This window comes from Pseudomonas libanensis (assembly GCF_001439685.1).
Taxonomy (GTDB): Bacteria; Pseudomonadota; Gammaproteobacteria; order Pseudomonadales; family Pseudomonadaceae; genus Aquipseudomonas; species Aquipseudomonas libanensis.
Window position 1 is genome coordinate 149,232 of sequence record NZ_JYLH01000006.1, and the last position, 24,876, is coordinate 174,107.

Genomic DNA, 24,876 nt, shown 5'->3' on the forward strand with positions numbered 1-24,876 from the left:
AAATCGATATAGCAATAGCGGCAGATGAAGCGAGAACTGAAGCTATCAAATTTTTACTCGGCGATAAATGGTCCGTAGGGCGCGCTACGCTCTATGACTTTCGCTGCAGCGTGTGATAACCCAGCAGGCTTCTCGCTTCCTTCAGGGTTTTTCCTTCAGCGCTCAGGGGCGAATATCAGCTTCAACCTTCTCGATGTTATGTGCGCATTCGGCCACTTCGCGTGCTTTGTCACGCACGACAACGACTACGCCGTTGGCATCCGCAATGCCGATGCTTCTGGCACCTGCGTATTGGGTCATGATGTCACCCCATACTATGCAGTCGGTACGGCCATTATTGTCGATAACCACAATGTCGCCTGGCGCAACGTCTTCGATGAAGTCGCCGTAAACGCTGGGCCTATGACGACCTTGGAGTTACCCAGCGGCATCACCGCGAAGCATTGGCCCGGCAGTTCGAGTTTGTCCAGGGCATCTGAGTGAGGAAGTACCTTGCCGCCAGGTTCAACTGACGGTGACCGCCGCTAACCCCGCTGCTTGCCAGGGATGGGCTCGGCAATGGTCAGCAAGAGGACGAAGCTTGTGAAGGAACCGATTGCAAGGAAGATGAAGACATAGTTCCAGCCATAGCTGTCCAGCAGAAGGCCGGTTAAAAAGGGGGTCGCCGCAGCACCCAGCTGTCCAACCATGTTCACGATCGCGTTGGCGATCGGGAAGCTGGCTTTGGACGCCAACCCCATCGGGTAGGACATGTAGGATGAAAAACCCAGGCTCAACACAACACCCGTCAGCATCAGCAGCAGCCCATAAGACAGAGGCTCTGCGGGTGAGTTGATCAGCAGGTACATCATCAGCGACGTACCGATCGCGGACAGCAGCATGCCAGGCTTGCGGCGCCCACCCAGGAAACGGTCAGAGAAGTAACCGCCAAGCAGGTTGCCCAGTACCGCTCCCACCCATGGCGCTGCTGAAACGAGCCCCATATTCATGATGGAAAAGTTCTTTACCGTAATGAGGTAGGTGGGAATCCAAGTCAAAAGCACACTGGAAACACCTAATTGGAAGCAATAGCTGGTCGCACATCCCCAAATATTCCAGGATTTGAAAACCTGACCGTTTGAAGTGAGCGCGGGCACCGCGCGACGTTTGATGATTCTGTCCAGTGTATTCAGCCAATTTGCAGAGGGCTTGCTCAAGTCGGTTGCATTCGCCTGCATGGGGTCGGACTGCTCAAGTATGTACTCAAGTTCAGCCTTGTTAACGAAGCGACTTTTCGACGGGTGATCAGCAACCAGGAAATACCAAACGAGCGACAGGATGATGCCGGGCACGGCGAAGAATATGAAAATCTCTCGCCACCCCCATACCGAGATGATGATCGCGCAGAGGGGAGGAACAATGACCGGGCCAAACTTGACGGCAGACAGGAAGATGCCAGAGGCAATACCTTTCTCTTTCGCGGGGAACCAGTTGTTGATGGTCGAGGTCATGCTGATCGGCAATGGGCCTTCAGCAAGCCCCAAGCCAAACCGGTAGATTTTCAGCATCAGAAGTGATCCGGCAGTGCCCACAAGCCCTGTCAGAATCGAGGTCAGGATCATTGCCCCCGGCAGTATTTTGCTGACGCCTATGCGGGCAAAGGCAAATCCCGCCGGGATTTGCGCCAGTGCGTAAGCGAGGAGGAAAAGGCTCATAAGGCCGCCTGCCTCTGCGTTACTCATGTCGAATTCTTTACGGATGAATGGCATCGCGACGCCCAGGTTGGCCCTGTCTGCTGCCGCGATGGTGTAGATGATGAAAATCAAACCTGCTACAGCCCAGCGGTAACTGCTGCGAGCAATAGGCTTGGCAGACTGCGAGATAGCCATGGTGCGACCTTATTGTTGTAGGTATTCGCACTTAATTTAGAGTGGGCAAACAATCAATAAAAGCGACAAATACTCATTGGAAATCATCTCTTTAAGTTATGTTTTCGATTGTGCCTGGACGCTGGGCTAGTCGTCATACACCTCGATTACGGATAAGCAGCCAGGGTATAGATTTACTATTAGCGATGAGTTGAAGTAATAATCGGGTAATTATTTTCAGGTAGGTGTCAGAATGATTACGCTCAAACAGCTTGAAGCCATCTACTGGATCGTTGAGCTGGGGAGCTTCGAGGCCGCATCCATCAAGCTCAGTATGTCCCAGTCAGCCATATCAAAGCGTGTTCAGGAGCTGGAGGACGCTTTCGACGTGCCCATTTTCGACCGCTCCAAACGCAACGCTCGACTGACGCCCAAGGGCGAGGAGTTGTTCGAATGTGCAGTTGAGATGCTGCGGCAGCGAGACTACTTATTGGATCGAATTAGCTCCAAAGAGGCACTGGTCAGGCGATATCGATTAGGGGTCACTGAGCTGACGGCCTTGACGTGGCTACCATCGCTTGTCGAGAAGATCCGCGCGGCGTATCCAAAAGTGGCATTGGAGCCCTCCATTGAACTGAGCTCCGAGTTGTTCAAAAAGCTGGAAAACGATCAGCTGGACTTGATCATCGTGCCAGAGATATTCAGTGATGCACGTTTTGCCAGCACCCAGCTCGATGCGGTTGAGAACGTCTGGATGAGCGCTCCGGACCTTTATCAGGAAAACGAACCAATGCAATTGCAGTCGTTGGCGTCTTACACCGTGCTGACTCAAGGCGGTAGTTCGGGTACCGGGCTCATTTACGAGCGCTGGCTGGCCGAGCACGATGTTCGATTGAATAGAACATTGACCAGTAATTATCTTGTGGCTCAAGTGGGGCTAACCATTTCAGGGGTGGGTATCAGTTATCTACCAAAAAATTGCCTTGCTTCCATCATCAAACAAGGTCGTCTGAAAATCATCCACACACAACCGCCCTTGCCACACATTCGCTACGCTGCTGTGCATCGCGCCGATCGCCTGCAAGGATTGAGTCTTGAGATCGCACACCTTGCTCGACAATGTTGTGACTTCAGCCACCTCATCCTGGATTCCTCTTTGGGAGAGAATGAATAAAAGTGATGGGTTTGCATGACTAAATATCGCTAAAAGTAGCGTTTTTATTTCCTTAACATGACTTCAACCCAGCAGGGCTTAATTCGGTTCAGGAGGTCATCATGTCTTTCCCAGGTTCTCGCATCCTTACATCCCCACCTCTCGCGTCAGCGGATCTTATCGACGCCTTCCGCCGGGTTGTAACGCCTCATATCAGCGACAACATGGGGCGACACATTGGTGCCAGAGGCTTGAACCGCTACAACCGTACGGGAAAGCTTGTCGGTACTGCATTGACGGTCAAGACCCGGCCAGGTGACAACCTTTACATTTATAAAGCACTGACGTTACTTGAAGAGGGCCACGTGCTTGTAATTGATGCTCAGGGCGATACCCATAACGCAGTGATTGGCGAGCTGATCAAGCTGTATGCTCAGAAACGTGGATGCGTTGGCTTCATTGTGGACGGTGCAATTCGTGACGTCGCAAGTTTCGAAGACACTCCTTGCTACGCCCGCAGCGTGGTGCATTGTGGTCCCTATAAAAGCGGTCCGGGCGAGATCAACGTTCCCGTGTCCATCGGAGGAATGCTCATCAACCCAGGCGACATTATCGTCGGCGATGAAGACGGGTTTGTTGCGTTTTCTCAGGATGACGCAGAAGAGGTGTTGGCCAAGGCACGTGCTCATGAGGCCCATGAAGAAAAGGTAAAGGCCGAGATCGCATCCGGCGTGATTGACCAATCATGGTTGGACAAGGTGCTTGAAAAGGCCGGGCTTGCACACTGAGCAAGCAGGATGAACAAGCGGTTTCTTTCGACGCCTGTGCTCGGTATTGAGCCCTCGCCGGACGGAACTTTTGGCCGGATCGATTCGCTGGTTCAACGGTATCACCCATTACTCAGCCTTGAACCACGCTGGATGAAGCGCTGGGAAGTGTTCGCGTAGCCAATCTGCAAACGCATGCACCTGTGGCGCGAGGTGCGTCCTGCTGGGATACAGTACCGAAACCTTGCGTCGCGTGGGTCGGTAAGGTCGCAGTACTTCCCTAAGCTCGCCACTGGCCAGCGACGCGTCGACGGTGATGCCCGGTGCTTGAATGATGCCGAAGCCCGCCACGGCGCAGTGGACGTAAGCATTCGATTCGTTGACGGTGATGGTGCCGCGACAGGTATAAGGCTGATCGGCTCCTTTACCTCGAAAAGACCAGGAAAGCGGCCTGTTGCTTTGCCCTGAGAGGAAGTTGACGCCTCTGTGGTTGACCAGCTCGTTCAGTGTCTTGGGTTCTCCCCATTCCTCTAGATAGGCTGGCGAGGCGCAGGTGACCATTTCCACTGTTCCAATTTGACGAGCCACCATGCTTGAGTCAGGCAGTTCGCCAATCCGCAATACGCAGTCAACGCCTTCTGCAACAAGGTCGACTGTCCTGTCAGTAATGCCCACGACGAGTTCGATGTCAGGGAACGCTGCGGTAAACGTTTTCAGGCTTTCGATAAAGCTTCGCTGTGAAAAAGCGCTGGGGATGTCGACACGCAGTCGGCCTTGCAACATGGCTCCGCTGGAATCGAACATCGAAGTGGTGTTCGAAATGTCAGCCAAAATGCATTTGACCCGCTCGTAAAATCTCTCCCCTTCGGCCGTTAAATTGACCTTGCGGGTGGTGCGTTGGAACAAGCGCACGCCCAGAGAAGCCTCTAACTCCTGAATCGATCTGGTGATGTAGGGGCGCCCTGTTTGTGTAGCCTCTGCCACCTTGGTAAAGCTGCCTGATTCGGCGAGTCGGACGAACACGCGCATTGACTGTAAGAGCTCCATTCGAGTCTCCAAGTGTGATAGCAGGGTGGGTTTGTTACCTGGCAGGGTAACAATCTTGTACATCGTTGAACATTTATCCGAATCGCTCCAAGCGAAACAATGCTCTGGGTAAACAGGCTGTCGAACCGACCGTCTGGCGTCCACTTCGAATGGAGAGAAAAAATGAAAGCGTGGCTTCTGAAAGATTTTGGCCTGGATAACCTGCAACAGGGAGAGACTGAAACCCCAACGCCCAAGGCAGGCGAGCTGCTGGTCAAGGTCGGTGCCGTGTCTCTCAACTTCCGCGATAAAGCCATCGTTGATGGTATCTACGAGCCCCATATGGTTCCCAAGCCGCTGATTCCGGTAAGCGACGCGGCCGGCACCGTCGTGGCAGCGGGCGAGGGCGTCAGCCGCTTCGCTGTCGGCGACCGCGTCAACTCCCATCTGTACTCGCGCTGGATCGATGGCATGCCAGCCCATGACGAGCCCGATTACTGCTTCGGCTCACCCCTGCCTGGCGGCCTGGCTGAGTTCATGATCATCCATGAAGACAGCGCAGTTAGGGCGCCTGACGATATGAGTGATGAAGAAGCGTCGACCCTTCCAATCGCAGCATTGACTGCCTGGTATTCGCTGGTGGATTTCGGCCAGATCGAAGCAGGCCAGACCGTACTGGTACAGGGCACGGGCGGTGTATCGATCTTCGCCGCGCAGATTGCCATGGCACTGGGCGCCAAGGTCATCGTTACTTCGAGCCGCGACGAAAACCTTGAAGCCGTCATCAAGCTGGGTGCAATCGCGGGTGTGAACTACCGCAAGACGCCGGATTGGGCTGCCGAGGTCCTCAAGCTTACCGACGGCAAAGGCGTTGACCTGTTGCTGGAAGTGGCCGGCGGCGACGGTGTCAACGATTCTGTTCAAGCAACCAAAGTGGGTGGCCGTATTGCTCAGATCGGTTTCCTGACAGGCCAGACTGCTGCGCTGAACTTGATGCCGATGATCTTCCGCCAAACCACGATTCGCGGTATCGCCGTTGCGCCACGCTCTTCGTTCGACCGCATGAACGAGTTCTTGAACACCCATCACATCCGCCCCGTGATCGATCATGTGTACCCGTTTGCACAAGCGCGCGAAGCCTACGAGCACTTGGCTCGCGGTCCGTTCGGCAAGGTCGTGATCAAAATCAGTTAAAAGGGTAGGGAGGGGCCGGTATTCCACCATGCTCCTTCCATCGACCATAACCCGGCCATGGCCGGGTTTTGTTCATTCATCAGCGTTAACGCAAGGACGTACAGAACATCCGGATAGCCTCGCAAGCTTGGCGCAATGAGGCGTCGTCCAGTGCATAGGCAATACGAATGTAGGGGCCAAGGCCAAACGCACTGCCATGCACCACTGCCACGTCTGCTTCGTCGAGCAGCGCATGGGCGACATCTTCGTCGGTGTGCAGCACTCGCCCGGCGGGCGAGATGCGGCCGATCAGGCCCGCGCAGGAGGCGAACGCATAAAACGCCCCCGCCGGGGTTACACATTCCAGCCCTGGCGTGTCGTTCAGCAGCGCCACCATCAAGTCGCGACGGCTCTGAAAAGCAGCACGGCTTTCGCGGATAAAGTCTTTCGGCCCCTCCAGCGCGGCGAGCGCGGCTTGCTGCGAAACCGAGCTGGCGCCCGAGGTCTGTTGGCCTTGCAGTTTTTCCATGGCCTCCAGCAACCAGCGCGGCCCCGTGGCAAAGCCGATGCGCCAGCCAGTCATGGCGTAGGCTTTGGACACACCGTTCATGGTCAGGGTTCGTGGTGCCAGTCGTGGCTCCACCTGGGCCAGGGTGTAGAACGCCTGATCGTCGAAAATCAGGTGTTCATAGATATCATCGGCCAGGATCAGAACGTGGGGATGCTCCAGCAGCACTGCCGCCAAGGCACGAAGCTCCGTCTCGTTGTACACCGCGCCTGTCGGATTGGACGGGGAGTTGAGGATCAACCAACGGGTCTGCGGGGTGATCGCGACGGCCAGTGCCGCGGGCGTCAGTTTGAAACCGGTAACGGCATCGCAGGTAACGATCCGCGCTTCGCCGCCGCACAGTTGCACCATTTCCGGGTAACTGACCCAGTATGGCGCCGCTACGATGACCTGGTCGCCCTCGTTGAGAGTAGCGGCCAGGGCGTTGTAGATCACCTGCTTGCCACCGTTGCACACCAGCGTGTCTTGCCAGCTTACGTCCAGACCGTTTTCGCGACGGAACTTGGCCGCCACCGCTTCGCGCAATGAACGTACACCGACAACCTGTGTGTAGCGGGTATGGCCATGCTCGATGGCGTGAATGGCGGCCTCACGCACATGTCTGGGGGTATCGAAATCCGGTTCGCCGGCGCACAGCGAGATGATCTTCGCTCCTTGAGCCCGGCGCTCGGCCACTCGATCCATGATCCGATAAGTCGCCGAGGGCTGCGCATTCGCCAGGCGTTGGTTCAGTCGCTGAAAGTCGGTGTTCATGCCCGGCGCCTCCAGTCGGTGAGGTTCATCAACTCCAGAGTGGAGCCGCCCGATGCTTTTGCCTGTTCTTGAAAATTCGGGGGAAGGGGGAGCGTGGTCATCAGACTTTCCTCTGCAGGCTGTGGTAACCCAGCGCATCCCGGGCTTGTTTAAGGGTTTTTCCTTGAGCGATCAAGGCGCGAATGTCGGCTTCGACTGATTCGATTTGACGAGCACATGCCGCCACTTCCGGCGCACGGCCGCGAGGCACGATCACTACGCCGTTGGCGTCGGCCACCACGATATCGCGGGCACAGACTCGGGCTGTACCAACGGACACCGGTTGGTTGACCGACTGCACCTGCACCCGGTCTTTGCCCGTGCGCATGAAGCGGCCTTTGCTGAAGATCGGGTAGCCATCGCCCAGGGCTTTGTTGACGTCACGGCACACACCGTCGATGACGGTGGCTGCGATATGCCGGGTACCGGCGTACTGGGTCATGATGTCACCCCAGACGGTACAATCGGTACGGCCGCCGTTGTCGATGACCACCACGTCGCCGGGCGCGACGTCTTCGATGAAATCACCCACCGTGCCCGGCGGGACACTGGCCGGGACGTACTGCACGGTGAACGCCGGCCCGACGATGACGTGGCGGTAATTGTCCAGTGGTGCCACGCCAAGGCATTGGCCGGGCAGGCCGAGCTTATCCAGCGCATCGGAGACGCCAGGGGTGTCCAGGCCATCAAACAAGGCGATCAGTGCTTTGTCTTCAAGATTCATCAGGCGCGCTCTACGTGGATCGCTTCGAATTGGGTGTCATGCATCACTTCGGCGACCGAGCGGCCGCTGCGAACGGCCTCGACCATGCCGTCCTGGCGGCGGGCAATCCGCTCGCCAAGATCGATGACTTTTTCGATATAGGCTGAAGGCACGAATACGGTGCCGCAGTTATCGGCGATCACATAGTCGTTCTCGCTGACATCGACGCCGGCTACGCTGATGGTGATGGCAGCATCGATCTGAACCACCCGATTGCGGGCACTGATCATGGTCACGCCGCGTCCGTAAACCGGATAGCCAATCGACGCGCTGCCATCGATGTCCCGACTGAAACCATCGATTACCGTACCGCGCACCTGCTTGCTGGCCGCGGCGTTGGCGAGAATATCGCCCCAGCAGGAAATGCCTTCGATGCCGCCGGCGATGACCAACACACGATCGTCACTGTCGATCTGCTCTACCACCGGGGTAATCAGGTGCGCAGTGGGAGCGGTGTCGGATTTAGGCGCCAGCAGGACAGTGCTGGCGCGGCCGACGATTTTCGGGCAATTCCACAGCGGGCGTAGCCCAACGGTGGCACCTGGCAGGCCGAGGAAGTCGAGTGCGTCGGAGACCGTGTTGGTGTCCAGTGCTGCGAAGCGATCCAGCAAATTCAAAACGCTCATGGGGTAGCCTCTGTGGTAACGGAGGCGTCCAGTGTCAGCGAGACAATTTGATAGGTATATTACTAATCACAGAAGCGTTCTATACGCTCAACCTATGGATTAATCATGATCAACTTTCGTCTGATACGGCACCTCTGGTTGTTCCTGGCCGTGGCCGAGGAACAGAATTTCGGCCGCGCCGCCAAACGCCTGGGCATGTCCCAGCCGCCGCTGAGTGAGCAGATCCAGGTGCTTGAACAGGCGCTCAAGGTCAAGCTGTTTGATCGCTCTCGACGCGGCGCGAAACTGACGCCGGTCGGTGCCGCTATCCTGCCGGCGGTGCGCAAGTTCGCCGACCAGCTGGAGCGCCTGGAGCTGGCCGTGGAGGAGGCGGTGACGGGGCAGTCGGGGATGTTGACCATCGGTGCGATCTCTACGGCAATGTTTGATGTCTTGCCGGGTTTGATCGAGCAATTGAAGAGTGATTACCCGCACCTCACCGTATCCGTGAGGGAGATCGACAGTGTCGATGCCGTTCCGGCGCTGGAGGCCGGCGATATCGACCTGGCCTTCGCTCGTTTGGATGGAGACCTGGGGGCGTCGATCAATTCGCTGCCGCTGACCCAGGATCGCTTGATGGTAGCGATGCCCAGTGATCATCCCCTGGCTTCGCGCACGCGAATCAGTTTGTCCAGTTTGTCCAACGAGCCGTTGGTGATGTTTTCTCGCAAGGTCAGCCCGGTCTATTTCGACAATCTGATTGCGACCTGCCGCACCAGCGGCTTTTCCCCGCGAGTTTTGCATGAAGTGCGCTCCGTCGCCTCCCAAATTGCCTTTGTCAGCTACGGCCAAGGTATTGCACTGGTGCCCGCGTCGTTGAAAAAGCTGGCCCCGGGCAACGTTGTGTTTCGCCCACTTACCCAGAAACTCAATGTTGTGACTACCGCAGTTGCCTGGCATGCGCACCGCCCCAACCCTGTGGTCGAGGAAGTGGTTGCGCGGTTACGGGCCAAGGCATGAATGGCCAAAGGGTTGCCCACGAACAGCGACGATAGGTTTGACATATGAAAGCATTCCCTAATTAGGAATTTACAAGCCACTTGATAAGCCTGAAATTGCGTGTCTGTCAGCCGGTGAACCTGGTCCGGTGCAATTTTTTTCGTTCAAGGAGTCAACAACGTGCCTTCTCCAGAAACCTTTGCTCATGAGCAACTACCGTTGACGATAGAAGGTGTCCAGTTGAGCGTTGCCGCCCTACATCGCGATGGTGTCCGGGCGCCGATCGTGTTCCTGCATGGGTTTGGCTCGACCAAGGAAGACTACGCCGACATCGTGCGGCAGGCCGCGTTCGTCGGCCATCCTTTCGTCGCATATGACGCACCGGGTTGCGGAGAGAGCCAGTGCAGTGATCTTTCGCGGATTTCCATCCCCTTTTTGCTGAAAACCGCGCTGCAGGTGCTGGAACATTTCGGTATCGAACGCTTTCATCTGGTCGGTCATTCCATGGGCGGGTTGACTGCGCTGATGCTGGCTCATCAATGCCCGGAACGGGTGCTCAGCTTTGTTGATATCGAAGGCAACATTGCCCCGGAAGACTGCTTCCTCAGTCGGCAGATCGTCGATTACCCGGCGGATGATCCCGACGTATTTTTCACCGCTTTCATCGAGCGCGCCCGTCACGCCCCGGCCTATGCCACTGCGCTCTACGCCGCAAGCTTGCGGCACAAGGTTCGCGCAGGCGCTGTACGCGGAATCTTCGAATCGATGGTCGAGCTCTCCGACAACGCCGATTTGATGGGTAAGTTCCTCGGCCTGCCCTGTCCGCGCATGTTCATGTACGGCGAGCAGAACGCTTCATTGTCCTACCTGCCGCATATCCAGGCCCAGGGCGTGCGTTTGGCGCCAATTGCCCATTGCGGGCATTTCCCCATGTACTCCAACCCGGTCGCGATGTGGCAACAGATCGCCGACTTTCACGCAAGCAGCCTTACCGGGTAAATTCAAAAGCGCTTTCGGTCAGGGTCGGTATGCGCGTGCTGCGCGACTATGATCATCGCACGCCCAGCCTTCGAGTTTGGGATATCGGGTTTCTTAAGCACCTTGCCGACGGTGTTGATGGCGATGTCCGGCCTGCCTACAGCGCTGATGGCGTCGGCAAACAGCTTCTCGACGGCACCCGCTGTGGTCAGATCAGCCTGCAACGCGACGGCTTGCGCACCGCAATGGCCTTGTCTGGATTACTTGATTGATGTCAACCGCAGGCGTCGGCCTGCTCTGTATCCTGTGCTCAAACCCACTCTGCAGGCTTGAACCTGAATGTTGGCGCGGCGGTTTTGCTTGAGCATCACCCCGGCATGACCGCAAAGGTGTTGGCCAAGATCGCCGACGAAGCACGATGGGCCCGACGGTTGCCTCGCCGTAAGTCAGCCGTGACCAGCTCAAATGAGAGCGAGTACCCCATGCTCTATCCGCTGTTTCTGACGTTGCATCTGTTTGCCGCGCTGATTTTCATCGGCACGGTGTTCTTCGAGGTACTGTTCCTGGAAAGTATTCGTAAACAGCTGCCGGTCAAGGTCATGCTGTTGGTCGAGCAGGGTATCGGTCGACGCGCGCGCACCCTGGTTCCATGGGTTTTGCTGGTGTTGTTTGGGGCCGGGGCGGGGATGGTCTGGTTGCGCTATTTGCCGACCCTTGCCACACCATTGGCCTCATCGTTCGGCACATTGTTGATGTTGAAGATCGCAGTCGCCGTCAGCGTGCTGCTGCACTTTCTGGCCGCCATGTATCTGTTCAGAAGTGACCGGATGAGTGCTCGATACCTGCATTTCATCCATGCCAGCCTGTTCTGCCACATGATCGTCATCGTGCTGCTGGCCAAAGGGATGTTTTACCTTGCGTGGTGACCAGGCTTGCCCGGCGGTCTGTTACGGCAGCATTTGCTTGTGCTTGATACAAATCAAGACGCATTGATCGCCAGGCCCTGACACTGGTAGTGCGCAGCCAGTCTCGGAGACCCGTCATGCTCAATCCATCTCACAACCGCGGCGAGCTGAACGTTCGGTACGATCAAGGCGTGCTGGATCCCGACTGCCCTGTTGGCACTGAAAAGTTCCATGAAGGGATCGGCTCCCTGGATTTGCTTCGCGCGTTACGTGTCAGCCGCCAGAAATGCCGTCCGCTGTCGCTGAACGTGCAACTGCCGTCTAACCCGAGGCCTGCCTTGTGTTCCCCTGACGATGGTTCATGCGAATACAAGGGCGGGGAAAACTACCTACGGCGTCTGCAGCACGAGATTGACCTCGTCAGTTGTCACCTGGGCACGGGGCAGCGGGTCGAGCAGTTTCATCTGGGGGGCGGTTTACCCGCAATCGCCCAGCTCAAAAGGCTGATGAGCCATCTTCGTGGCCGATTCAACCTTCTGGGGCATGAGTGCGGTGAGTACAGCATTGACGTTGACCTGCACCACACCGACTGGTCGACCATGGGCGTGCTGCGCGACCTGGGGTTCAACCATGTCAGCATCGGCGTTCCGGACATCGGTGCCGACAGTGATATGTCGGTGGACTGCTACCAGAACCCGGCCCCCATCCATTCGCTTATCGATGCCGCGCGTACCTTTGGTTATCGTTCCATCAATGTGGATCTGGGGTATGGCCGTGCCTGGCAGACGCCGGAAAGCTTCGCACTGAAACTGGCCACTCTTATCGAACTGGAGCCGGACCGGCTGCTGGTATTTGACTACTCACGGCCACCCCAACGCTATCGGGCGATGGCCGGGGATACGATCAGAGCGCTGTGCAGCCTGGATGATAAAAGCGCGATGCGCCAGAGCTGTTTTGAACAGTTGCTCGGCGGGGGGTATCACTACATCGGCCTGGGGCAATTCGTGCGGCCCGACGATGATTTGGCGATAGCGCAGGAGCGCGGCCGGTTACGCCGCACCAGTGAAGGTTTTACCCGCCACGGGTATTGCGATCAAATCGGTTTCGGTCTGGGCGCCATCAGTCAGATTGACGAACTGTACGCGCAAAACACCGACCAACTGCAACGGTACCAGCAATGCCTGGACATCGATCAATTGCCGACGAGCCGTGGCTGGCGTTGTGAGCCACGCAGCCAGATCAGGCTCATGGTCATGGAACGCCTGGCGTGTGATTTGGAGCTGGATATCCAGGCCATCGAGACGCGTTGCGGACTGGTCTTTCGCCAGTACTTTTACGCCGCCTGGCCTGTGCTGGAGCAGTTGGCCGGTGACGGGTTGATTGAGCTGTCTGAGCGTTTCATCAGCATCCTTCCGGCCGGTCGGCCGCACGTAGATGCCATCTGCAACCTGTTTGAAAAGGACTCGGGCGGCACGGCGCGTAAACCCTATAGCGAGTGGATTGATCATGACACCTTCATTTGATTTCAATCGCGCCCTGGTCGAAAAATATGACCGACCGGGGCCGCGCTATACCTCCTATCCAACCGCACCGCAATTTCATCAGGCGTTCGCCGTCGATGACTATCACCGCGCCGTCACCGATAGCAACCTGGCGCCGGTGCCCAAGCCCCTGTCGGTGTACATTCACATTCCGTTCTGCAAGAGCCTTTGTTACTACTGTGCCTGCAACAAAATCATTACTCAGAAAACCCACCGTGCCGTCGAATACCTGACCTACCTCAAGCGCGAAATCGGGATGCAAGCTGCCTTGTTCGACCGCACGCGCAAGCTGACGCAACTGCACCTGGGCGGGGGCACGCCGACCTATTTGACCCGCGAGCAGCTGGCCGACCTGATGGGCTGTCTACACCAGGCATTCGACATGGACGACAGCGACGACCACGAGTTTTCCATCGAGGTCGATCCGCGCACCATCAGCACCGAACGGATCCAGTCGCTGCGCCAGCTGGGCTTCAATCGCCTGAGTTTTGGTGTGCAGGACTTTGACCCCGACGTGCAGGTGGCAGTCAATCGCCAGCAAAGTGAAGCGCAGATTTATGCCCTGGTCGCAACGGCACGTCAGGCGCAATTCAAGTCGGTCAGCGTCGACCTGATTTACGGCCTGCCGCTGCAAACGGTGAAGAGTTTCGATGTCACCCTCGGCAAAATCATCGCGTTGCGTCCGGATCGAATTGCCGCCTACAGCTACGCCCATTTGCCGGAGCTGGTGCGCGCGCAACGATTGATCCGCCCAGCCGACATGCCGCCACCGGAACGTAAGCTGGAGTTGCTTGAACTGACCATCCGGCGCCTGACCGAGGCCGGTTATGTCTATATCGGCATGGATCATTTCGCCTTGCCGGACGATGAGCTGGCGCTGGCCCGGGCCAATGGCACGTTGCAGCGCAATTTCCAGGGCTACTCCACCCATGCCGACTGCGATTTGATCGGCCTGGGGGTGTCATCGATCGGAAAGGTCGGCGACAGCTACAGCCAGAGTGTCAAGGAGCTCTCGCAGTACTACGCCCGTATTGATCAAGGCTTGCTGCCGGTGCATCGGGGTTACCGTTTGAACGCCGATGACCTGCTGCGCCGTGACGTGATCAGTGAACTGATGTGCCATGGCCGGATCGACTTCGGTAAATTCGAGGCGGGTCATGGCATCTGCTTCACCGAGTATTTTGCCGACGCGCTGGGGCAACTGGACGAGCATGTGCGGGACGGGCTCCTGAAGATTCATCACGGCCAGTTGCGGCTGTTGCCCCAAGGGCATTTGATGATGCGCAGCGTCGCAATGGCGTTTGACGCCTACCTGGGTGAGGCACAGAAGGGCCGGTTTTCCCGCACCGTTTAAGGCGTTGAAAAAACACCTGCAAAGAAAACCGATCGCCTTCAAGTCAGTAGGCTTGCACCTGTCACCTGGATGGAGAAAAGCGCGCCGGGTATTGCAGTGGTTGTTCGGCGAACAGATTGACCACTGTGCCGATCACCGTCAGCGTCGCAATGCCGGGCGGGCACTTAAGCCCCAGGGCCGGCAGTTGGTGCAGCGGGCCACGCACGACATGCTGTTCAGGCCGTGTGCCGTTGCTTATCAGTGCCGCCGGTGTGTCGGCGGGCATTCCGGCCTCGATCAAGCGCTGGGCGATAACCCCAAGATTCGCTAACCCCATGTAAAAGACCAGGGTTTGACTGCAGTCGGCAAGGCTGCTCCAGGGCAACGACAACGCGCCATTGTGCTGCAGGTGCCCGGTGATGAAACGGCAGGAGTTGACCAGGTCCCGGTGGGTCAGTGGAATCCCCGCATAGGCGCTGCAGCCGGAAGCGGCGGTAATGCCCGGCACCACCTGGCAGTCGATGCCGCGTTGCAGCAAATATTGAAGTTCCTCGGCACCGCGCCCGAATATGAAGGGGTCGCCACCCTTGAGCCGAACCACCCGTTGGCCCTGGTCGGCAAGGTGGGCGAGCCGTTCGTTGATCTGTTCCTGGGGCAAGCTGTGGCAGCCGCTGGCCTTGCCGACGTAATGCCGCGCGCAGGTCGGTGGGATCAATGCCAGCAATTCATCGCTGATGAGACGGTCATAGACCACAGCGTCGGCCTGCATCAGCAGGCTCCAGGCGCGCAGGGTCAGCAGCCGGGGGTCGCCGGGGCCGGCACCGACCAGGGCGACTTCCCCCGGTCTGAACGCACACTCAAGTGCGGCCGGTATAACAATGGATGCAGGCATAGAGCTTCCTTGGTGCTTAATATCAGAGGGTTTACCGCACGGACGATTCAGTCTGTGGTGCAAGGGATGAGCGGTGACGGCTGCACGCCGATCTCTTCATCGCTCAGATGACAGCCGGGGTCCTGGCCCCAGAGGTCGCCCTCGGCCCAGGCGCGGGTGCGGGTATTGCCGTTGCAGATGAGCAACCAGCGGCATTGCGCGCAACGGCCGCCAACAGCACGGGGGTGCTCACGCAATTTCGACAGCAGCGCATCCGGCTGATCAAGCCATAGCGTGCGAAAGGGCGTGTGCCGGACATTGCCTACCGAGTGCTGCCACCAATAGGTGTCCGGGTGCACTTCGCCGGTATTGTCGATATTGGCGATGCCGCTGCCCGAGGCATTGCCGCCCCAGGCGCGAAGCATGTTTTCCAGGCGCGGGTAGTGCGCAGGCAAGCGGCTCGCGGCCCATTGCAGCAAGAGAATGGCATCGGCATCGTTGTTGCCACTGACAAAATCGGTGTCATGGCCTTGTTGAATGTCTTCCCAGGCGCGTTCGAAGATCGAGGTCATGGCGTCGCGGCTCATCTGCCGCTGCGCATCAAGCTGGCGACTGCGTTTGCCGCGGCCGCTGTAGTTGAGGTGCGACAGGTAGAACTTCTGGACGTCGTACTCGCGCATCAGTGCCAGCAGTTGGGGCAACTGCGTGTGGTTCTGCTGGGTCAGCGTTGTACGCAGGCCCACGCGAATGCCTTGTTCTCGACAGAGCCGGATCGCGTGCATGGAACGAGCGAAGCTGCCTTTCATTTGCCGAAAGGCATCATGGGTGGCTTCCAGGCCATCGATGCTGATGCCCACATAGTCAAACTGCGCGGCACTGATCTGCGCGATGTTCTGCTCATCGATCAGCGTGCCGTTGGTGGACAGCGCCACAAAGAAACCCTTGGCGCGGGCATAGGCGCTGAGCACAAACAGATCCTCGCGCATCAGCGGCTCACCGCCGGAAAATATCAGTACTTTCACGCCGGCATCGTGCAGGTCATCGATCACAGTAAGGGCGGCGGGCGTATCCAGTTCGTCGCGAAAGACACTGTCGGCCGAGGTGGCGTAACAGTGTTTACACGTCAGGTTGCAACGCCGCAGCAGGTTCCAGATCACCACCGGTGGCCGGTTGCTGCCCGGTGGGCTGGTTTTGGGGGCGGGCGCCTGGCCGCCCAGGGCGCGCAGGTATTGGCTGATCCTCAACATGTAAATCTCCTTGATTCAGATGGGTTCAGCGTGGCGCTTGGGGTAGCCGCAAACCGGTTTTCTTCAGGATGCGGCTGCTCACCAGCATCTCGTCGGCGACACAGGCGTCACCCAGTAATTGGCGCAGGTGCTCGCGGTAGTGGTTGATCTCGTCGCTGCTGCGGCCATGGACCATGGCGAACAGGTTGTAGCGCCAGGCGGTTTGGCGCGGGCGTCGGTAGCAGTGGCTGACGAACGGTTGCGCGCCGATCAATGCGCCGAGGCGCGGCATGTCGGCGTCTCGCACGTCCCAGACGGTCATGCCGTTGTGGCGATAGCCCAGGCGATAGTGATTGGGGACGGCCGCGATCCGGCGGACCGCGCCCTCGGCTTGCAGGCGCTTGAGCAAATCCAGGGTGGCCTCGACGCTCATGTGCAACTGTTCAGCGAGCCAGGCCCATGGGTCGTCCACCAAAGGCAGGCCGGCCTGGGTCAACTTGATCAGATGCTGGGCCAGGGTATCCTCAGACCGGGAAATATACACCGACATGGTAGGTCTCCTCTTTAGGCAGGTTAAGCAGTGGCAGGCCGGTCAGGGTTTCGATGTGGTGCAGGGTTTCGGCGATCGCCTGTTCTGTCGAACAGGCGAGCACGAACCACATGTTCCAGGCGTGTTCGCGTCGATAGTTGTGCGCCACTTCGGGCAGGGCGTGCAGTTGTTCGGCTACCTGTTCGAAGCGTTCTTCCGGCACCGCCAGCGCCGCGAGGGTGAACGCGCCGCCCAGCCGCTCGATGTCGAACAGTGGGCCAAAGCGCGTGAGTATTCCGTCAGCGAGCATTTGGCGCAGACGCTCAAGCAGTTGCGTGCTGCTGCTGTCCAGTTCGGCGGCCAGCGCCTGCCAAGGGTGGCGTACCAGCGGTAGACCCCGTTGCAAGCGGTTGATCAGCCGGCGGTCGAGGTCATCCATGGCACGGTGCTCCCATTGACGGGGCTGCAAAGCGTGCGCCGCACTGTTTGAAGGCGTGGGTGCTGAACAGCAATTGGTGGGGCAGGTCGCTCAGCAGGTGTTCGTCCAGCAATTGCTGAATCCGGGTTTCGACCTGTTGACGTTGACGTCCATGAACCATGCAGAACAGGTTGTATCGCCACTGCGGCAAACGCCGCGGCCGTTGATAGCAGAGAGTGATGCCCTGCGCTCGCCCCAGGCGCTGGCCGACCTCGTCGATCAGTGCATCCGGAACATCCAGTACCAACATTGCGTTGGCGGTAAAGCCCAGGGCGCGGTGGTTGAGCACCAGGCCGACCCGGCGGAACAAGCCCTGCTCATGCCACTGATGCATCTGCCCCAGCACCTGGTCTTCGTTGGCGTTTATTCGCTCGGCGAGGCATTGGTAGGGGCGCGATACCAAGGGCACGCCAGCTTCAAGGTGCCGACGCAGCGCCAGCGTTTGTCTAGGGGTCAAGCCGGTCTTCATGGCGTTTCTCCCAGGGAAAAACCGAGGTCGATGCGGTAGGCGGTCAACATCGGCAGGTCCAGTGGCGTGAGGCCGGTGTCTTTTTCAAGTTCGTTGAGTACGCGTTGGATGTGCGGGCGATCAGGGCCGGTCACCACAAACCACAGGTTGTAGAAATGCTCCCGTGCATAGTTGTGATTGACCTCGGGATACTGGCTGACGCGCTCGGCGACCTGATGCAGGCGTGTGGCGGGCACGGCGAACGCGGCGAGGGTACTGGCTCCGGCACGGCGGTGGTCGAACACCGCGCCGACCCGGGAGAGGGTGCCGGCCTGATCCATGGCGTGCAGGCAGGCCAGCACGTGCGCCTCGTCGCAACCGAGGGCGACGGCCATGGCCTTATACGGTTCCGCGCACAGCGGCATTGCGTGCTGGAAGCGATCCATCAACTGGCGACTCAGCAGGTCCAGGTCCATTTCAATAGCCCATTTTTTGTGCGCGGCTGCTGAAGAAGATGCCGCTCGGCGCGCTGGCCGGCAGGGTGGCCAGCCGTTTGAGGGTGTACGGGTCCCAGACTTGGACCTGATCGCCGTCCCGGGCCGACAACCACAACTGGTCGCCACGGGCGGTGAACTCCATGTGCAGCACGGCCGGGCCCGGTCGCAGGTCGGCGATCACGCGATGGGTTTCGGTGTCGATCACCTGAACCCGATCATTGTCCGGGTAGGCAAAGTTGACCCACAGCTGCCGGCCATCTGGCCGCGAGGTGACGAACACCGGCTGCCCAGCCACCGCAATGGTTGCGGTCTGCTGCCAGCTGCGCGAATCCATCACCAGCACCTGATGGCGGCCGACGGCGGGCACAAAGGCCTGGTTGTCGGCGACGGCCCAGCCTTCCAGGTGCGGCATTTTGTAGACCGGGAGTTTTTCCTGGCCGCGACCGTAGTCGCCGAGTATTCGCTTCACGCCTCGTTCCGGATGCCAGAGATCGAGTTGGGCCATACCGTCTTCGCCGAACAGCCCGGCCATGTAATAACGCCCATCCGCAGTTATCAGTGCATCGTAGGGTTGCTGTCCGATGTCTTTGAAGCGGTGGATCACTGGCGAGTTGCCCTGGGCGAAATCCGCGCTCCAGATTTCGCCGGTATCGAACAGGCTGAACACAAAGCGTTGTCCGGGGGCGTCCACCAGGCCCACCACACGAGAGCGCTTGCCATCGGCCAGCGCCGTGGCGGGGATGTCCGCTACCTGTTGCAGGGTGCCGGCATCGAACACCTTGACTCCGCCGGGGACGTAGTTGGACACCGCGATCAACCTGCCGTCCTGACTGATGGCGCCGCCGATGCTGTTGCCGCCCTGGATGACCCTGTGGTCGATGCGCTGGGTCAACAGGTCGATTTTGCTCAAGCCCCCGTCGCGGCCGAACACATAGGCATAACGCTGGTCAGGGGAGAACACCACCGAGGCATGGGACAGATCGCCAAGGCCTGTGAGTCGAGCCAGCGCGGTGTGTTTCTGGCTTTCGATAATCTGGATGCTACCGGTGCCGCGTTCCACCACGACCCCCAAGTCGCCCGTGCCCCGCAAAGGGGGTGAAGCGCAGGCGGATAACAAGAGGCCGGTCGCCGCGAACAGCAGGATTGAACGGATCATGGTGCGGGGTATCCCTGGAGAAGAAGATCGACCAGCCAACGGATGTCGTCGGCACTGAGCAGCGCGCCCCAGCCCGGCATGGCGGTGCCGGGGCGCCCTTGGGTGACGGTGGCGATCAGGCTGGCCCGCGACTTGCCGGCCAATGCCGCGCGGGTCAGCTCGGGGCCCAGCCCACCGGTCATGTACAGCCCGTGGCAGGCACCGCAGTCCTGGGCCAGCAAATGTTCGAGCTGCGCCTGGCGCTTGGCGTCCGGCGCCGCAACCGAGCTTGCACACATGAGCAGGAGGGCCGCCATAATCGCAGCGTGTCGATAGGTGTTCATGACGCCCTCCCGGTGGTTATTTGAGCGTCAGTACCCAGGTCGCAAGGGTCTTCGCTTCTTCTTCGGTGACCGGGTTGGCCGGCATCGGTATCGGCCCCCAATTGCCTTGCGTGCCGTTTTTGATATGGCTCGCCAGGGTGTCCACGGCGCCGGCCACACCGGCGCTCCTGGCCGCGACATCCTTGAGCGCCGGGCCGACCATCTTGGTGTCGATGGCGTGGCAGGCGGCGCAAGGCTTACTCTTGAACAGCTCCAGTGCGTCTTGCGCCATGGCCGGCTGCACATTCAGCCAGGCAGCCAGGGCAAACAATGAAAGCAGCGTATTTTTCATGGCGATTCCTTGCATTGATGGAGCTCAATAGATGTCGTGTTGGGTGTTGTAGACGTTGAATTTTCCGGTGGGCGTAATCAGCCGCTTGTCTTTGATCACCGCTTTGAGCTTCAGGGTTTTGTCGTCGATCACCACCAGTGCCGACTCGTCTGCCTGCCCGCTCCAGACGGAGAACCAGACCTCGTCCCCGGCCTTGTTGTATTCCGGCTGCACGACCCGCATAGCGCCTTGCTTGATGCCGGCGTACTCGGCGATGGGCAGTACGGTGTAACCGGCGTCGAGCTTGTCGAGGTTGAACACCGCCACCGATTGACTGAGCTTGGCATCTGGGTTGAACGTGGTGTCGACGTACAGGTGGCGTGAGCTGGGGTGGGTTTTGATGAACAACGAACCGCTGCCCTGGCCTTTGAGTGAGGCGACCTGTTTCCAGGCGTATTGCGGGTGTTTGACCGGGTCGGTGCCGATCAGTGAGATACCGTCATCGCCCAGGTGGCTGGTGGCCCAGACCGGACCGTAGACGGGGTGCTCGAAGTTGGCGCCGCGACCCGGGTGAGGGATCTTGCCGACGTCCACCAACGCCGTCAGCTTGCGCTCCCTGGAATCGATGACGGCGACCTTGTTGGAGTTGTTGGCGGCGGTCATGAAGTAGCGATGGGTGCTGTCCCAACCACCGTCATGCAGGAACGGCGCGGCATCGATGTAGGTGATGGTGAGGTTCTTGATGTCCTGGTAATTGACCAGCATCACCTTGCCGGTTTCCTTGACGTTGACGATGAACTCGGGCCACTCGTGGGAGGCGATGATCGCCGCGACTCGGGGTTCGGGGTGGTATTCCTGCGTGTCGACGGTCATGCCGCGGGTCGAGACGATTTGCTTGGGCTCCAGGGTTTCGCCATCCATGATGGTGAACTGCGGCGGCCAGTAAGAGCCGGCGATGGTGTATGTGTCTTCGTAGCCCTTGAACTTGGAGGTCTCGACCGAGCGCGCTTCAATACCCACTTTGACTTCGGCAACCTTGGTCGGCTCCGCCGGCCATAGGTCGATCATGTCGATCCGGGCGTCTCGACCAATCACCAGCAGATAGCGACCGGAGGCGGAAATTCGTGAGATGTGTACCGCATAACCGGTCTCGATCAGCTTGACGATTTTCTTGCTGTCGCCATCGACGAGAGCGATCTTGCCGTCATCACGCAAGGTCACCGAAAACAGGTTCGGCAGGTTGAGCGTGCTCAGTTGTTTCTTCGGACGGTCTTCAGGTTTGACCAACACTTTCCAGGTCTTGCGCGTCTCGGCCATACCCCATTCCGGCGGTGTCGGCGGTGTGTGTTGAATGAACTTTGCCATCGCGGTGATCTGCTCCTTGGTCAGGGCGTTGGACGTTCCCCAATTCGGCATGCCCGCCGGTGACCCATAGGTAATCAACGCTTCCAGGTAGGGTTGTCCGCGGGACTGGGTGATGTCGGGGGTCAAGGGTTTACCTGTGGCCCCTTTGCGCAGGACGCCGTGGCAACCAGCGCAGCGCTGGAAATAAATCTCTTTGGATGAGTCGAACTCGTCTTGGCTCAGGTCAGGCGCCCCGGCGGTTTTCACCATGGGCGGGGTGGCCGCCGCCGTGGCGGGTTCGTCAGCGCCGGCGACCTGGCTTATCGCCAAATAGAGTGTGGCGACGGCCAGGGCAAACGTTTTTCTATTGCTGATCAGCATTCCATTTCTCCTCAGGCAAGACCTTTGCGATGTGCTGGAACGCCAGCGCAGAACGCAGGTTCTTAGTGCGTTGCAAGGCTATGCCCGCGCAGCCCAATGCTTGCTTGACGGCGATCAAGTTTGCCGGCCGTGTCACTTGCCAGGTTGTCGCAGGCGCCCTTAGCGTGTGCCTTGAATCCGCTTTTGGAACAGGCAGCCCATGGACCGTATCCCGTCGTGCGAACAGGTCGAACCTTTCTATCAACCGCTGAACAATGAGCAGATACTATTCGAGCAGGCCTGGCGTCACGGCATGCCGGTGCTGATCAAAGGCCCGACCGGATGCGGCAAGACCCGTTTCGTCCAGCACATGGCCCATCGCTTGAAACTGCCGCTCTACACCGTGGCGTGTCACGACGACCTGAGTGCCGCAGACCTGATCGGTCGCCATTTGATCGGCGCCAAGGGCACCTGGTGGCAAGACGGACCGCTGACCCGTGCGGTCCGGGAAGGAGGCATCTGCTATCTCGACGAAGTGGTCGAGGCACGCCAGGACACCGTGGTGGTGCTGCATCCACTGGCCGATGATCGTCGGGAACTGTTCCTGGAACGCACCGGCGAAGTGTTGAAAGCGCCGTCGTCCTTCATGCTGGTGGTGTCTTACAACCCCGGTTATCAGAACCTGCTCAAGGGCATGAAGCCCAGCACCCGCCAACGGTTCATGGCGATGCGCTTCGGCTATCCGCCAGTGGCCGACGAAGAGCGCATTGTCGCCCGGGAGGCCCAGGTGGACAGCGCGCTGGCGGCACAAGTGGTCAGGCTGGGGCAGGCCTTGCGCCGGCTCGATCAGCATGACCTGGAAGAAGCCGCCTCGACGCGACTGCTGATTTTCACCGCGCGCATGATTCGCTCCGGCCTGAGCCCGCGAGAGGCGTGCATGGCGTGCCTGGCGGAGCCGCTGAGCGATGATCCGCTAACGGTCGCTGCACTGATGGACGTGGTTGATGTCCACTTCGGCTGAGCCCAGCGAGCTGTGCCGTGAACACCTGCCGGGCGATCTGGCGATGTGGTTTTTCATTCTGGCCGAGTTGTCGGTGTTCGCGATTTTGATTCTGGCGTTTACGGTGACCCAGGCCCTCAAGCCACAGATGTTCAGTGACAGCCGACAGTTGCTTGCCACGTCTACCGGTTTGGCGATGACATTGAGCCTGATCACCGCCGGGTTGTTCGCTGCATTGGCGCAGGAGCGCATCCGGCGCTCACGGCCACGCCACGGCGCGGTTTTCCTGTTGCTCGCGTTGCTCGCCGCGAGTGTCTACGTAGTGTTGAAAGTTACCGAATACCGGCACTTGCTGGCCTCGGGGCTGGGTATGGAGCACAACACGTTTTTCACGCTTTACTGGATCCTCACCGGATTTCATTTTCTCCATGTATTGCTCGGCATGTTCATCCTCGGATGGCTGGCCGAGCGTTGCCGTCGAGGCCTGTACGACGCCGCAAACCACAACGGCTTTGAATGTGGCGTGCTGTATTGGCACATGGTCGATCTGGTCTGGGTGGTGCTGTTTCCGCTGGTCTACGTGCTCAATTGACGGGAGGATATATGTCCGCGTCCAGGTTATTGCTCCTCTGCTGGGCCGCGTTGGCCACGTTAAGCCTGTGTACGGTGGCGCTGGCACAGGTCGGCGCGTCGGGGTGGTTGTCGATGGCCATCCTGCTGGTAGCGGTCGGCAAGGCCTGGCTGATCACTGACGGCTTCATGGAGCTGCGCCACGCCCCGCGCCTGTGGCGTCGGTTGATGCTGAGCTGGGCGCTGGTGTTGGCGGCCGTTGTCGGGCTGACGCTCGTATTGTTCCGCTGAAGGAGCCTACTGATGTGCATGGGTATCCGCACTCGGTAAAAGTGTGGGAGGGGGCTTGCCCCCGATGGCGGCCCCAAGGCCAACCAGGATGTTGGATCAGACCGAGTACATATCCGTTGCTGCGGTAACGGCCACTTAGGGTTACGCCCTTACGGCGTGTCACTTTTGTAAAGGCACAAAAGTAACCAAAAGGCCTTCGCCCCAACACTCGGCACCTCGCTTAGGCTCGGTGTGCCCGAACGCAGGCTTGAAGCCGTGGGTAACCCGGCAGGACGCCGGGTTAGCCGCCCCGCGCCATGGATGGCGCGTGGCGGCGGCCCACGGATTCAAGCCTGCGTTCGGCCAGCGTGTTTGACGGGGCGCCTGAGATCAAGATCAAAAGCGACTCGCTACGCATCGTAGATACGTTGGCGGCGCTTCTGCTTTTCTGTGGGAGCGGGCTTGCCCGCGAAAAACTGGAGGGCGCCGCGTTCATCCTGATTTCCTGCGTCATCGTTAACGACCATCGCGGGCAAGCCCGCTCCCACAGGAGGTACGGGCACGCCTCGACGATCAGGTCGGCTCTAAGGCCGCCTCGCTGTGCTTTTGATTTTGATCTTAGGCGCCCCGTTAAACCACGCTGGCCGGAATTCGACAGGGATTTGGGGGGTAAACCGGCAGGGATGCCGGTTTAGCCGCCCCGCGCCATGGATGGCGCGTGGCGGCGGCCCCCCAAAACCATGGCGGATTACGGGCACACCGAGCCTGGGCGAGGTGCCGAGTGGTGGGGCATGAGCGTTTTGGTTACTTTTGCGCTTTTCAAAAGTGACCCGCTGTAAAGGCGGAACCCTAAGTGGCCGTTACCGCAGGAATGGATATGTACTCGGTCTGATCCAACATCCTGGTGGGCTGCCAGGCCGCCATCGGGAGCAAGCCCCCTCCCACAGGGTCCTGCGGTGTGTAGATACCCTACGGGTTGTCATTAATACCCGACCAAAACCATCTGGCTTTCTTGATCGCCATCAAGCAGGTTTCAAGCCCTCG

The 24,876-nt window shown here is 59.0% G+C and carries 26 protein-coding genes and 2 pseudogenes; 11 read left to right on the forward strand and 17 right to left on the reverse strand.

What is annotated here, in order from left to right; translation table 11 throughout:
* Positions 1-91: 91 nt before the first annotated feature.
* Both TU73_RS11585 and TU73_RS11590 read right to left on the reverse strand, forming a co-directional pair.
* Positions 92-479: pseudogene (locus TU73_RS11585) on the reverse strand (RraA family protein); the annotation flags it as partial.
* A 45-nt stretch (positions 480-524) separates the two neighbouring features.
* Positions 525-1,868, reverse strand: a complete 1,344-nt coding sequence (locus TU73_RS11590; protein WP_057012297.1) for an MFS transporter — start codon at positions 1,866-1,868, stop codon at positions 525-527.
* Between the two features lie 232 nt (positions 1,869-2,100).
* Between TU73_RS11590 and TU73_RS11595 the strand changes: the two genes are divergently transcribed.
* Together TU73_RS11595 and TU73_RS11600 are read left to right on the forward strand one after the other, a co-directional pair.
* Positions 2,101-3,021, forward strand: a complete 921-nt coding sequence (locus TU73_RS11595) for a LysR family transcriptional regulator (RefSeq protein ID WP_057012298.1) — start codon at positions 2,101-2,103, stop codon at positions 3,019-3,021.
* A 101-nt stretch (positions 3,022-3,122) separates the two neighbouring features.
* Complete coding sequence (locus tag TU73_RS11600; RefSeq protein WP_057012299.1) at positions 3,123-3,788, forward strand: RraA family protein; 666 nt, start codon at positions 3,123-3,125, stop codon at positions 3,786-3,788.
* Positions 3,789-3,896: 108 nt separating this feature from the next.
* Here TU73_RS11600 and TU73_RS11605 read toward each other — a convergent pair whose 3' ends face one another.
* Complete coding sequence (locus tag TU73_RS11605) at positions 3,897-4,796, reverse strand: LysR family transcriptional regulator (protein WP_057012455.1); 900 nt, start codon at positions 4,794-4,796, stop codon at positions 3,897-3,899.
* A 180-nt stretch (positions 4,797-4,976) separates the two neighbouring features.
* On the opposite strand from TU73_RS11605, the gene TU73_RS11610 reads away from it, so the two are divergent.
* Positions 4,977-5,987 (forward strand): zinc-dependent alcohol dehydrogenase family protein, encoded by a 1,011-nt coding sequence (locus TU73_RS11610; protein ID WP_057012300.1) that lies wholly within the window; start codon positions 4,977-4,979, stop codon positions 5,985-5,987.
* An 85-nt stretch (positions 5,988-6,072) separates the two neighbouring features.
* Here TU73_RS11610 and TU73_RS11615 read toward each other — a convergent pair whose 3' ends face one another.
* From TU73_RS11615 to TU73_RS11625, 3 genes are all read right to left on the reverse strand, one after another.
* Entirely contained in the window at positions 6,073-7,287 is a 1,215-nt protein-coding gene (locus tag TU73_RS11615) for a pyridoxal phosphate-dependent aminotransferase (protein ID WP_057012301.1), read from the reverse strand.
* 100 nt (positions 7,288-7,387) lie between these two features.
* Positions 7,388-8,050 carry an RraA family protein gene (locus TU73_RS11620; RefSeq protein ID WP_057012302.1) on the reverse strand — a complete coding sequence of 221 codons (663 nt, stop codon included), beginning with the start codon at positions 8,048-8,050 and terminating at the stop codon, positions 7,388-7,390.
* Positions 8,050-8,715 (reverse strand): RraA family protein, encoded by a 666-nt coding sequence (locus TU73_RS11625; protein ID WP_057012303.1) that lies wholly within the window; start codon positions 8,713-8,715, stop codon positions 8,050-8,052. Before TU73_RS11625 ends, TU73_RS11620 begins: the two co-directional genes overlap by 1 nt.
* A 105-nt stretch (positions 8,716-8,820) precedes the next feature.
* Here TU73_RS11625 and TU73_RS11630 point away from each other — a divergent pair, with 105 nt between their 5' ends.
* Together TU73_RS11630 and TU73_RS11635 are read left to right on the forward strand one after the other, a co-directional pair.
* Positions 8,821-9,714: a LysR family transcriptional regulator gene (locus TU73_RS11630; protein ID WP_057012304.1), complete on the forward strand. Its 894-nt coding sequence runs from the start codon at positions 8,821-8,823 to the stop codon at positions 9,712-9,714.
* 159 nt (positions 9,715-9,873) lie between these two features.
* Positions 9,874-10,692, forward strand: a complete 819-nt coding sequence (locus tag TU73_RS11635) for an alpha/beta fold hydrolase (RefSeq protein ID WP_057012305.1) — start codon at positions 9,874-9,876, stop codon at positions 10,690-10,692.
* A gap of 86 nt (positions 10,693-10,778) precedes the next feature.
* Here the strand turns inward: TU73_RS11635 and TU73_RS28275 are convergent.
* Positions 10,779-10,913 (reverse strand): annotated as a pseudogene (locus TU73_RS28275) (SDR family oxidoreductase); the annotation flags it as partial.
* Positions 10,914-11,153: 240 nt separating this feature from the next.
* Between TU73_RS28275 and TU73_RS11645 the strand changes: the two are divergent.
* The 3 genes from TU73_RS11645 to hemN all read left to right on the forward strand — a co-directional run bounded on the left by TU73_RS11645 (position 11,154) and on the right by hemN (position 14,471).
* Positions 11,154-11,597, forward strand: a complete 444-nt coding sequence (locus TU73_RS11645) for a CopD family copper resistance protein (RefSeq protein WP_057012456.1) — start codon at positions 11,154-11,156, stop codon at positions 11,595-11,597.
* Between the two features lie 116 nt (positions 11,598-11,713).
* The gene (locus tag TU73_RS11650) at positions 11,714-13,099 is read left to right on the forward strand and encodes an oxygen-independent coproporphyrinogen III oxidase (RefSeq protein ID WP_057012307.1); all 1,386 of its coding nucleotides are present in this window, start codon (positions 11,714-11,716) and stop codon (positions 13,097-13,099) included.
* A complete protein-coding gene (hemN, locus tag TU73_RS11655; protein WP_057012308.1) occupies positions 13,083-14,471 on the forward strand; it encodes an oxygen-independent coproporphyrinogen III oxidase in 1,389 nt (462 codons plus the stop codon). Before TU73_RS11650 ends, hemN begins: the two co-directional genes overlap by 17 nt.
* Positions 14,472-14,532: 61 nt before the next feature.
* Here hemN and cobA read toward each other — a convergent pair whose 3' ends face one another.
* The 10 genes from cobA to TU73_RS11705 are packed head-to-tail and all read right to left on the reverse strand — an operon-like array spanning position 14,533 to position 22,013.
* Positions 14,533-15,342: a uroporphyrinogen-III C-methyltransferase gene (gene cobA, locus TU73_RS11660; RefSeq protein ID WP_057012309.1), complete on the reverse strand. Its 810-nt coding sequence runs from the start codon at positions 15,340-15,342 to the stop codon at positions 14,533-14,535.
* Positions 15,343-15,389: 47 nt separating this feature from the next.
* A complete protein-coding gene (gene nirJ, locus TU73_RS11665) occupies positions 15,390-16,568 on the reverse strand; it encodes a heme d1 biosynthesis radical SAM protein NirJ (protein ID WP_057012310.1) in 1,179 nt (392 codons plus the stop codon).
* Between the two features lie 25 nt (positions 16,569-16,593).
* On the reverse strand, positions 16,594-17,097 hold the full coding sequence (gene ahbB / locus TU73_RS11670) for a siroheme decarboxylase subunit beta (protein ID WP_057012311.1): 504 nt from the start codon (positions 17,095-17,097) through the stop codon (positions 16,594-16,596).
* Positions 17,072-17,515, reverse strand: coding sequence for an Lrp/AsnC family transcriptional regulator (locus TU73_RS11675; protein ID WP_057012312.1), 444 nt, complete (start codon positions 17,513-17,515; stop codon positions 17,072-17,074). The genes ahbB (TU73_RS11670) and TU73_RS11675 overlap by 26 nt, the downstream gene beginning before the upstream one ends.
* The gene (gene ahbB / locus TU73_RS11680) at positions 17,508-18,023 is read right to left on the reverse strand and encodes a siroheme decarboxylase subunit beta (RefSeq protein WP_057012313.1); all 516 of its coding nucleotides are present in this window, start codon (positions 18,021-18,023) and stop codon (positions 17,508-17,510) included. Before ahbB (TU73_RS11680) ends, TU73_RS11675 begins: the two co-directional genes overlap by 8 nt.
* Positions 18,020-18,478, reverse strand: a complete 459-nt coding sequence (locus tag TU73_RS11685) for an Lrp/AsnC family transcriptional regulator (RefSeq protein ID WP_057012314.1) — start codon at positions 18,476-18,478, stop codon at positions 18,020-18,022. The genes ahbB (TU73_RS11680) and TU73_RS11685 overlap by 4 nt, the downstream gene beginning before the upstream one ends.
* A gap of 1 nt (position 18,479) precedes the next feature.
* Positions 18,480-19,655: a cytochrome D1 domain-containing protein gene (locus TU73_RS11690; RefSeq protein WP_057012315.1), complete on the reverse strand. Its 1,176-nt coding sequence runs from the start codon at positions 19,653-19,655 to the stop codon at positions 18,480-18,482.
* Complete coding sequence (locus TU73_RS11695; RefSeq protein ID WP_057012316.1) at positions 19,652-19,978, reverse strand: c-type cytochrome; 327 nt, start codon at positions 19,976-19,978, stop codon at positions 19,652-19,654. Before TU73_RS11695 ends, TU73_RS11690 begins: the two co-directional genes overlap by 4 nt.
* A gap of 16 nt (positions 19,979-19,994) precedes the next feature.
* Positions 19,995-20,309, reverse strand: a complete 315-nt coding sequence (locus tag TU73_RS11700) for a c-type cytochrome (RefSeq protein WP_057012317.1) — start codon at positions 20,307-20,309, stop codon at positions 19,995-19,997.
* Between the two features lie 24 nt (positions 20,310-20,333).
* Positions 20,334-22,013, reverse strand: coding sequence for a cytochrome D1 domain-containing protein (locus tag TU73_RS11705; protein WP_057012318.1), 1,680 nt, complete (start codon positions 22,011-22,013; stop codon positions 20,334-20,336).
* 199 nt (positions 22,014-22,212) lie between these two features.
* On the opposite strand from TU73_RS11705, the gene TU73_RS11710 reads away from it, so the two are divergent.
* The 3 genes from TU73_RS11710 to TU73_RS11720 are packed head-to-tail and all read left to right on the forward strand — an operon-like array spanning position 22,213 to position 23,853.
* Positions 22,213-23,013: a CbbQ/NirQ/NorQ/GpvN family protein gene (locus tag TU73_RS11710; RefSeq protein WP_057012319.1), complete on the forward strand. Its 801-nt coding sequence runs from the start codon at positions 22,213-22,215 to the stop codon at positions 23,011-23,013.
* Positions 22,997-23,584, forward strand: coding sequence for a cytochrome c oxidase subunit 3 (locus tag TU73_RS11715; protein ID WP_057012320.1), 588 nt, complete (start codon positions 22,997-22,999; stop codon positions 23,582-23,584). The genes TU73_RS11710 and TU73_RS11715 overlap by 17 nt, the downstream gene beginning before the upstream one ends.
* A gap of 11 nt (positions 23,585-23,595) precedes the next feature.
* Positions 23,596-23,853: a cytochrome C oxidase subunit IV family protein gene (locus TU73_RS11720; RefSeq protein ID WP_057012321.1), complete on the forward strand. Its 258-nt coding sequence runs from the start codon at positions 23,596-23,598 to the stop codon at positions 23,851-23,853.
* Positions 23,854-24,876 lie beyond the last annotated feature (1,023 nt).

Coding starts and splice junctions, on each gene's coding strand:
- ahbB (WP_057012311.1), bottom strand. CDS start 17,097: ATGTCGGTGTATATTTCCCGGTCTGAGGATACCCTGGCCCAGCATCTG.
- TU73_RS11650 (WP_057012307.1), top strand. CDS start 11,714: ATGCTCAATCCATCTCACAACCGCGGCGAGCTGAACGTTCGGTACGAT.
- TU73_RS11645 (WP_057012456.1), top strand. CDS start 11,154: ATGCTCTATCCGCTGTTTCTGACGTTGCATCTGTTTGCCGCGCTGATT.
- TU73_RS11630 (WP_057012304.1), top strand. CDS start 8,821: ATGATCAACTTTCGTCTGATACGGCACCTCTGGTTGTTCCTGGCCGTG.
- ahbB (WP_057012313.1), bottom strand. CDS start 18,023: ATGAAGACCGGCTTGACCCCTAGACAAACGCTGGCGCTGCGTCGGCAC.
- TU73_RS11610 (WP_057012300.1), top strand. CDS start 4,977: ATGAAAGCGTGGCTTCTGAAAGATTTTGGCCTGGATAACCTGCAACAG.
- TU73_RS11620 (WP_057012302.1), bottom strand. CDS start 8,050: ATGAATCTTGAAGACAAAGCACTGATCGCCTTGTTTGATGGCCTGGAC.
- TU73_RS11705 (WP_057012318.1), bottom strand. CDS start 22,013: ATGCTGATCAGCAATAGAAAAACGTTTGCCCTGGCCGTCGCCACACTC.
- TU73_RS11600 (WP_057012299.1), top strand. CDS start 3,123: ATGTCTTTCCCAGGTTCTCGCATCCTTACATCCCCACCTCTCGCGTCA.
- cobA (WP_057012309.1), bottom strand. CDS start 15,342: ATGCCTGCATCCATTGTTATACCGGCCGCACTTGAGTGTGCGTTCAGA.
- TU73_RS11590 (WP_057012297.1), bottom strand. CDS start 1,868: ATGGCTATCTCGCAGTCTGCCAAGCCTATTGCTCGCAGCAGTTACCGC.
- TU73_RS11710 (WP_057012319.1), top strand. CDS start 22,213: ATGGACCGTATCCCGTCGTGCGAACAGGTCGAACCTTTCTATCAACCG.
- TU73_RS11690 (WP_057012315.1), bottom strand. CDS start 19,655: ATGATCCGTTCAATCCTGCTGTTCGCGGCGACCGGCCTCTTGTTATCC.
- TU73_RS11715 (WP_057012320.1), top strand. CDS start 22,997: ATGTCCACTTCGGCTGAGCCCAGCGAGCTGTGCCGTGAACACCTGCCG.
- hemN (WP_057012308.1), top strand. CDS start 13,083: ATGACACCTTCATTTGATTTCAATCGCGCCCTGGTCGAAAAATATGAC.
- nirJ (WP_057012310.1), bottom strand. CDS start 16,568: ATGTTGAGGATCAGCCAATACCTGCGCGCCCTGGGCGGCCAGGCGCCC.
- TU73_RS11695 (WP_057012316.1), bottom strand. CDS start 19,978: ATGAACACCTATCGACACGCTGCGATTATGGCGGCCCTCCTGCTCATG.
- TU73_RS11675 (WP_057012312.1), bottom strand. CDS start 17,515: ATGGATGACCTCGACCGCCGGCTGATCAACCGCTTGCAACGGGGTCTA.
- TU73_RS11700 (WP_057012317.1), bottom strand. CDS start 20,309: ATGAAAAATACGCTGCTTTCATTGTTTGCCCTGGCTGCCTGGCTGAAT.
- TU73_RS11595 (WP_057012298.1), top strand. CDS start 2,101: ATGATTACGCTCAAACAGCTTGAAGCCATCTACTGGATCGTTGAGCTG.
- TU73_RS11685 (WP_057012314.1), bottom strand. CDS start 18,478: ATGGACCTGGACCTGCTGAGTCGCCAGTTGATGGATCGCTTCCAGCAC.
- TU73_RS11720 (WP_057012321.1), top strand. CDS start 23,596: ATGTCCGCGTCCAGGTTATTGCTCCTCTGCTGGGCCGCGTTGGCCACG.
- TU73_RS11605 (WP_057012455.1), bottom strand. CDS start 4,796: ATGCGCGTGTTCGTCCGACTCGCCGAATCAGGCAGCTTTACCAAGGTG.
- TU73_RS11625 (WP_057012303.1), bottom strand. CDS start 8,715: ATGAGCGTTTTGAATTTGCTGGATCGCTTCGCAGCACTGGACACCAAC.
- TU73_RS11615 (WP_057012301.1), bottom strand. CDS start 7,287: ATGAACACCGACTTTCAGCGACTGAACCAACGCCTGGCGAATGCGCAG.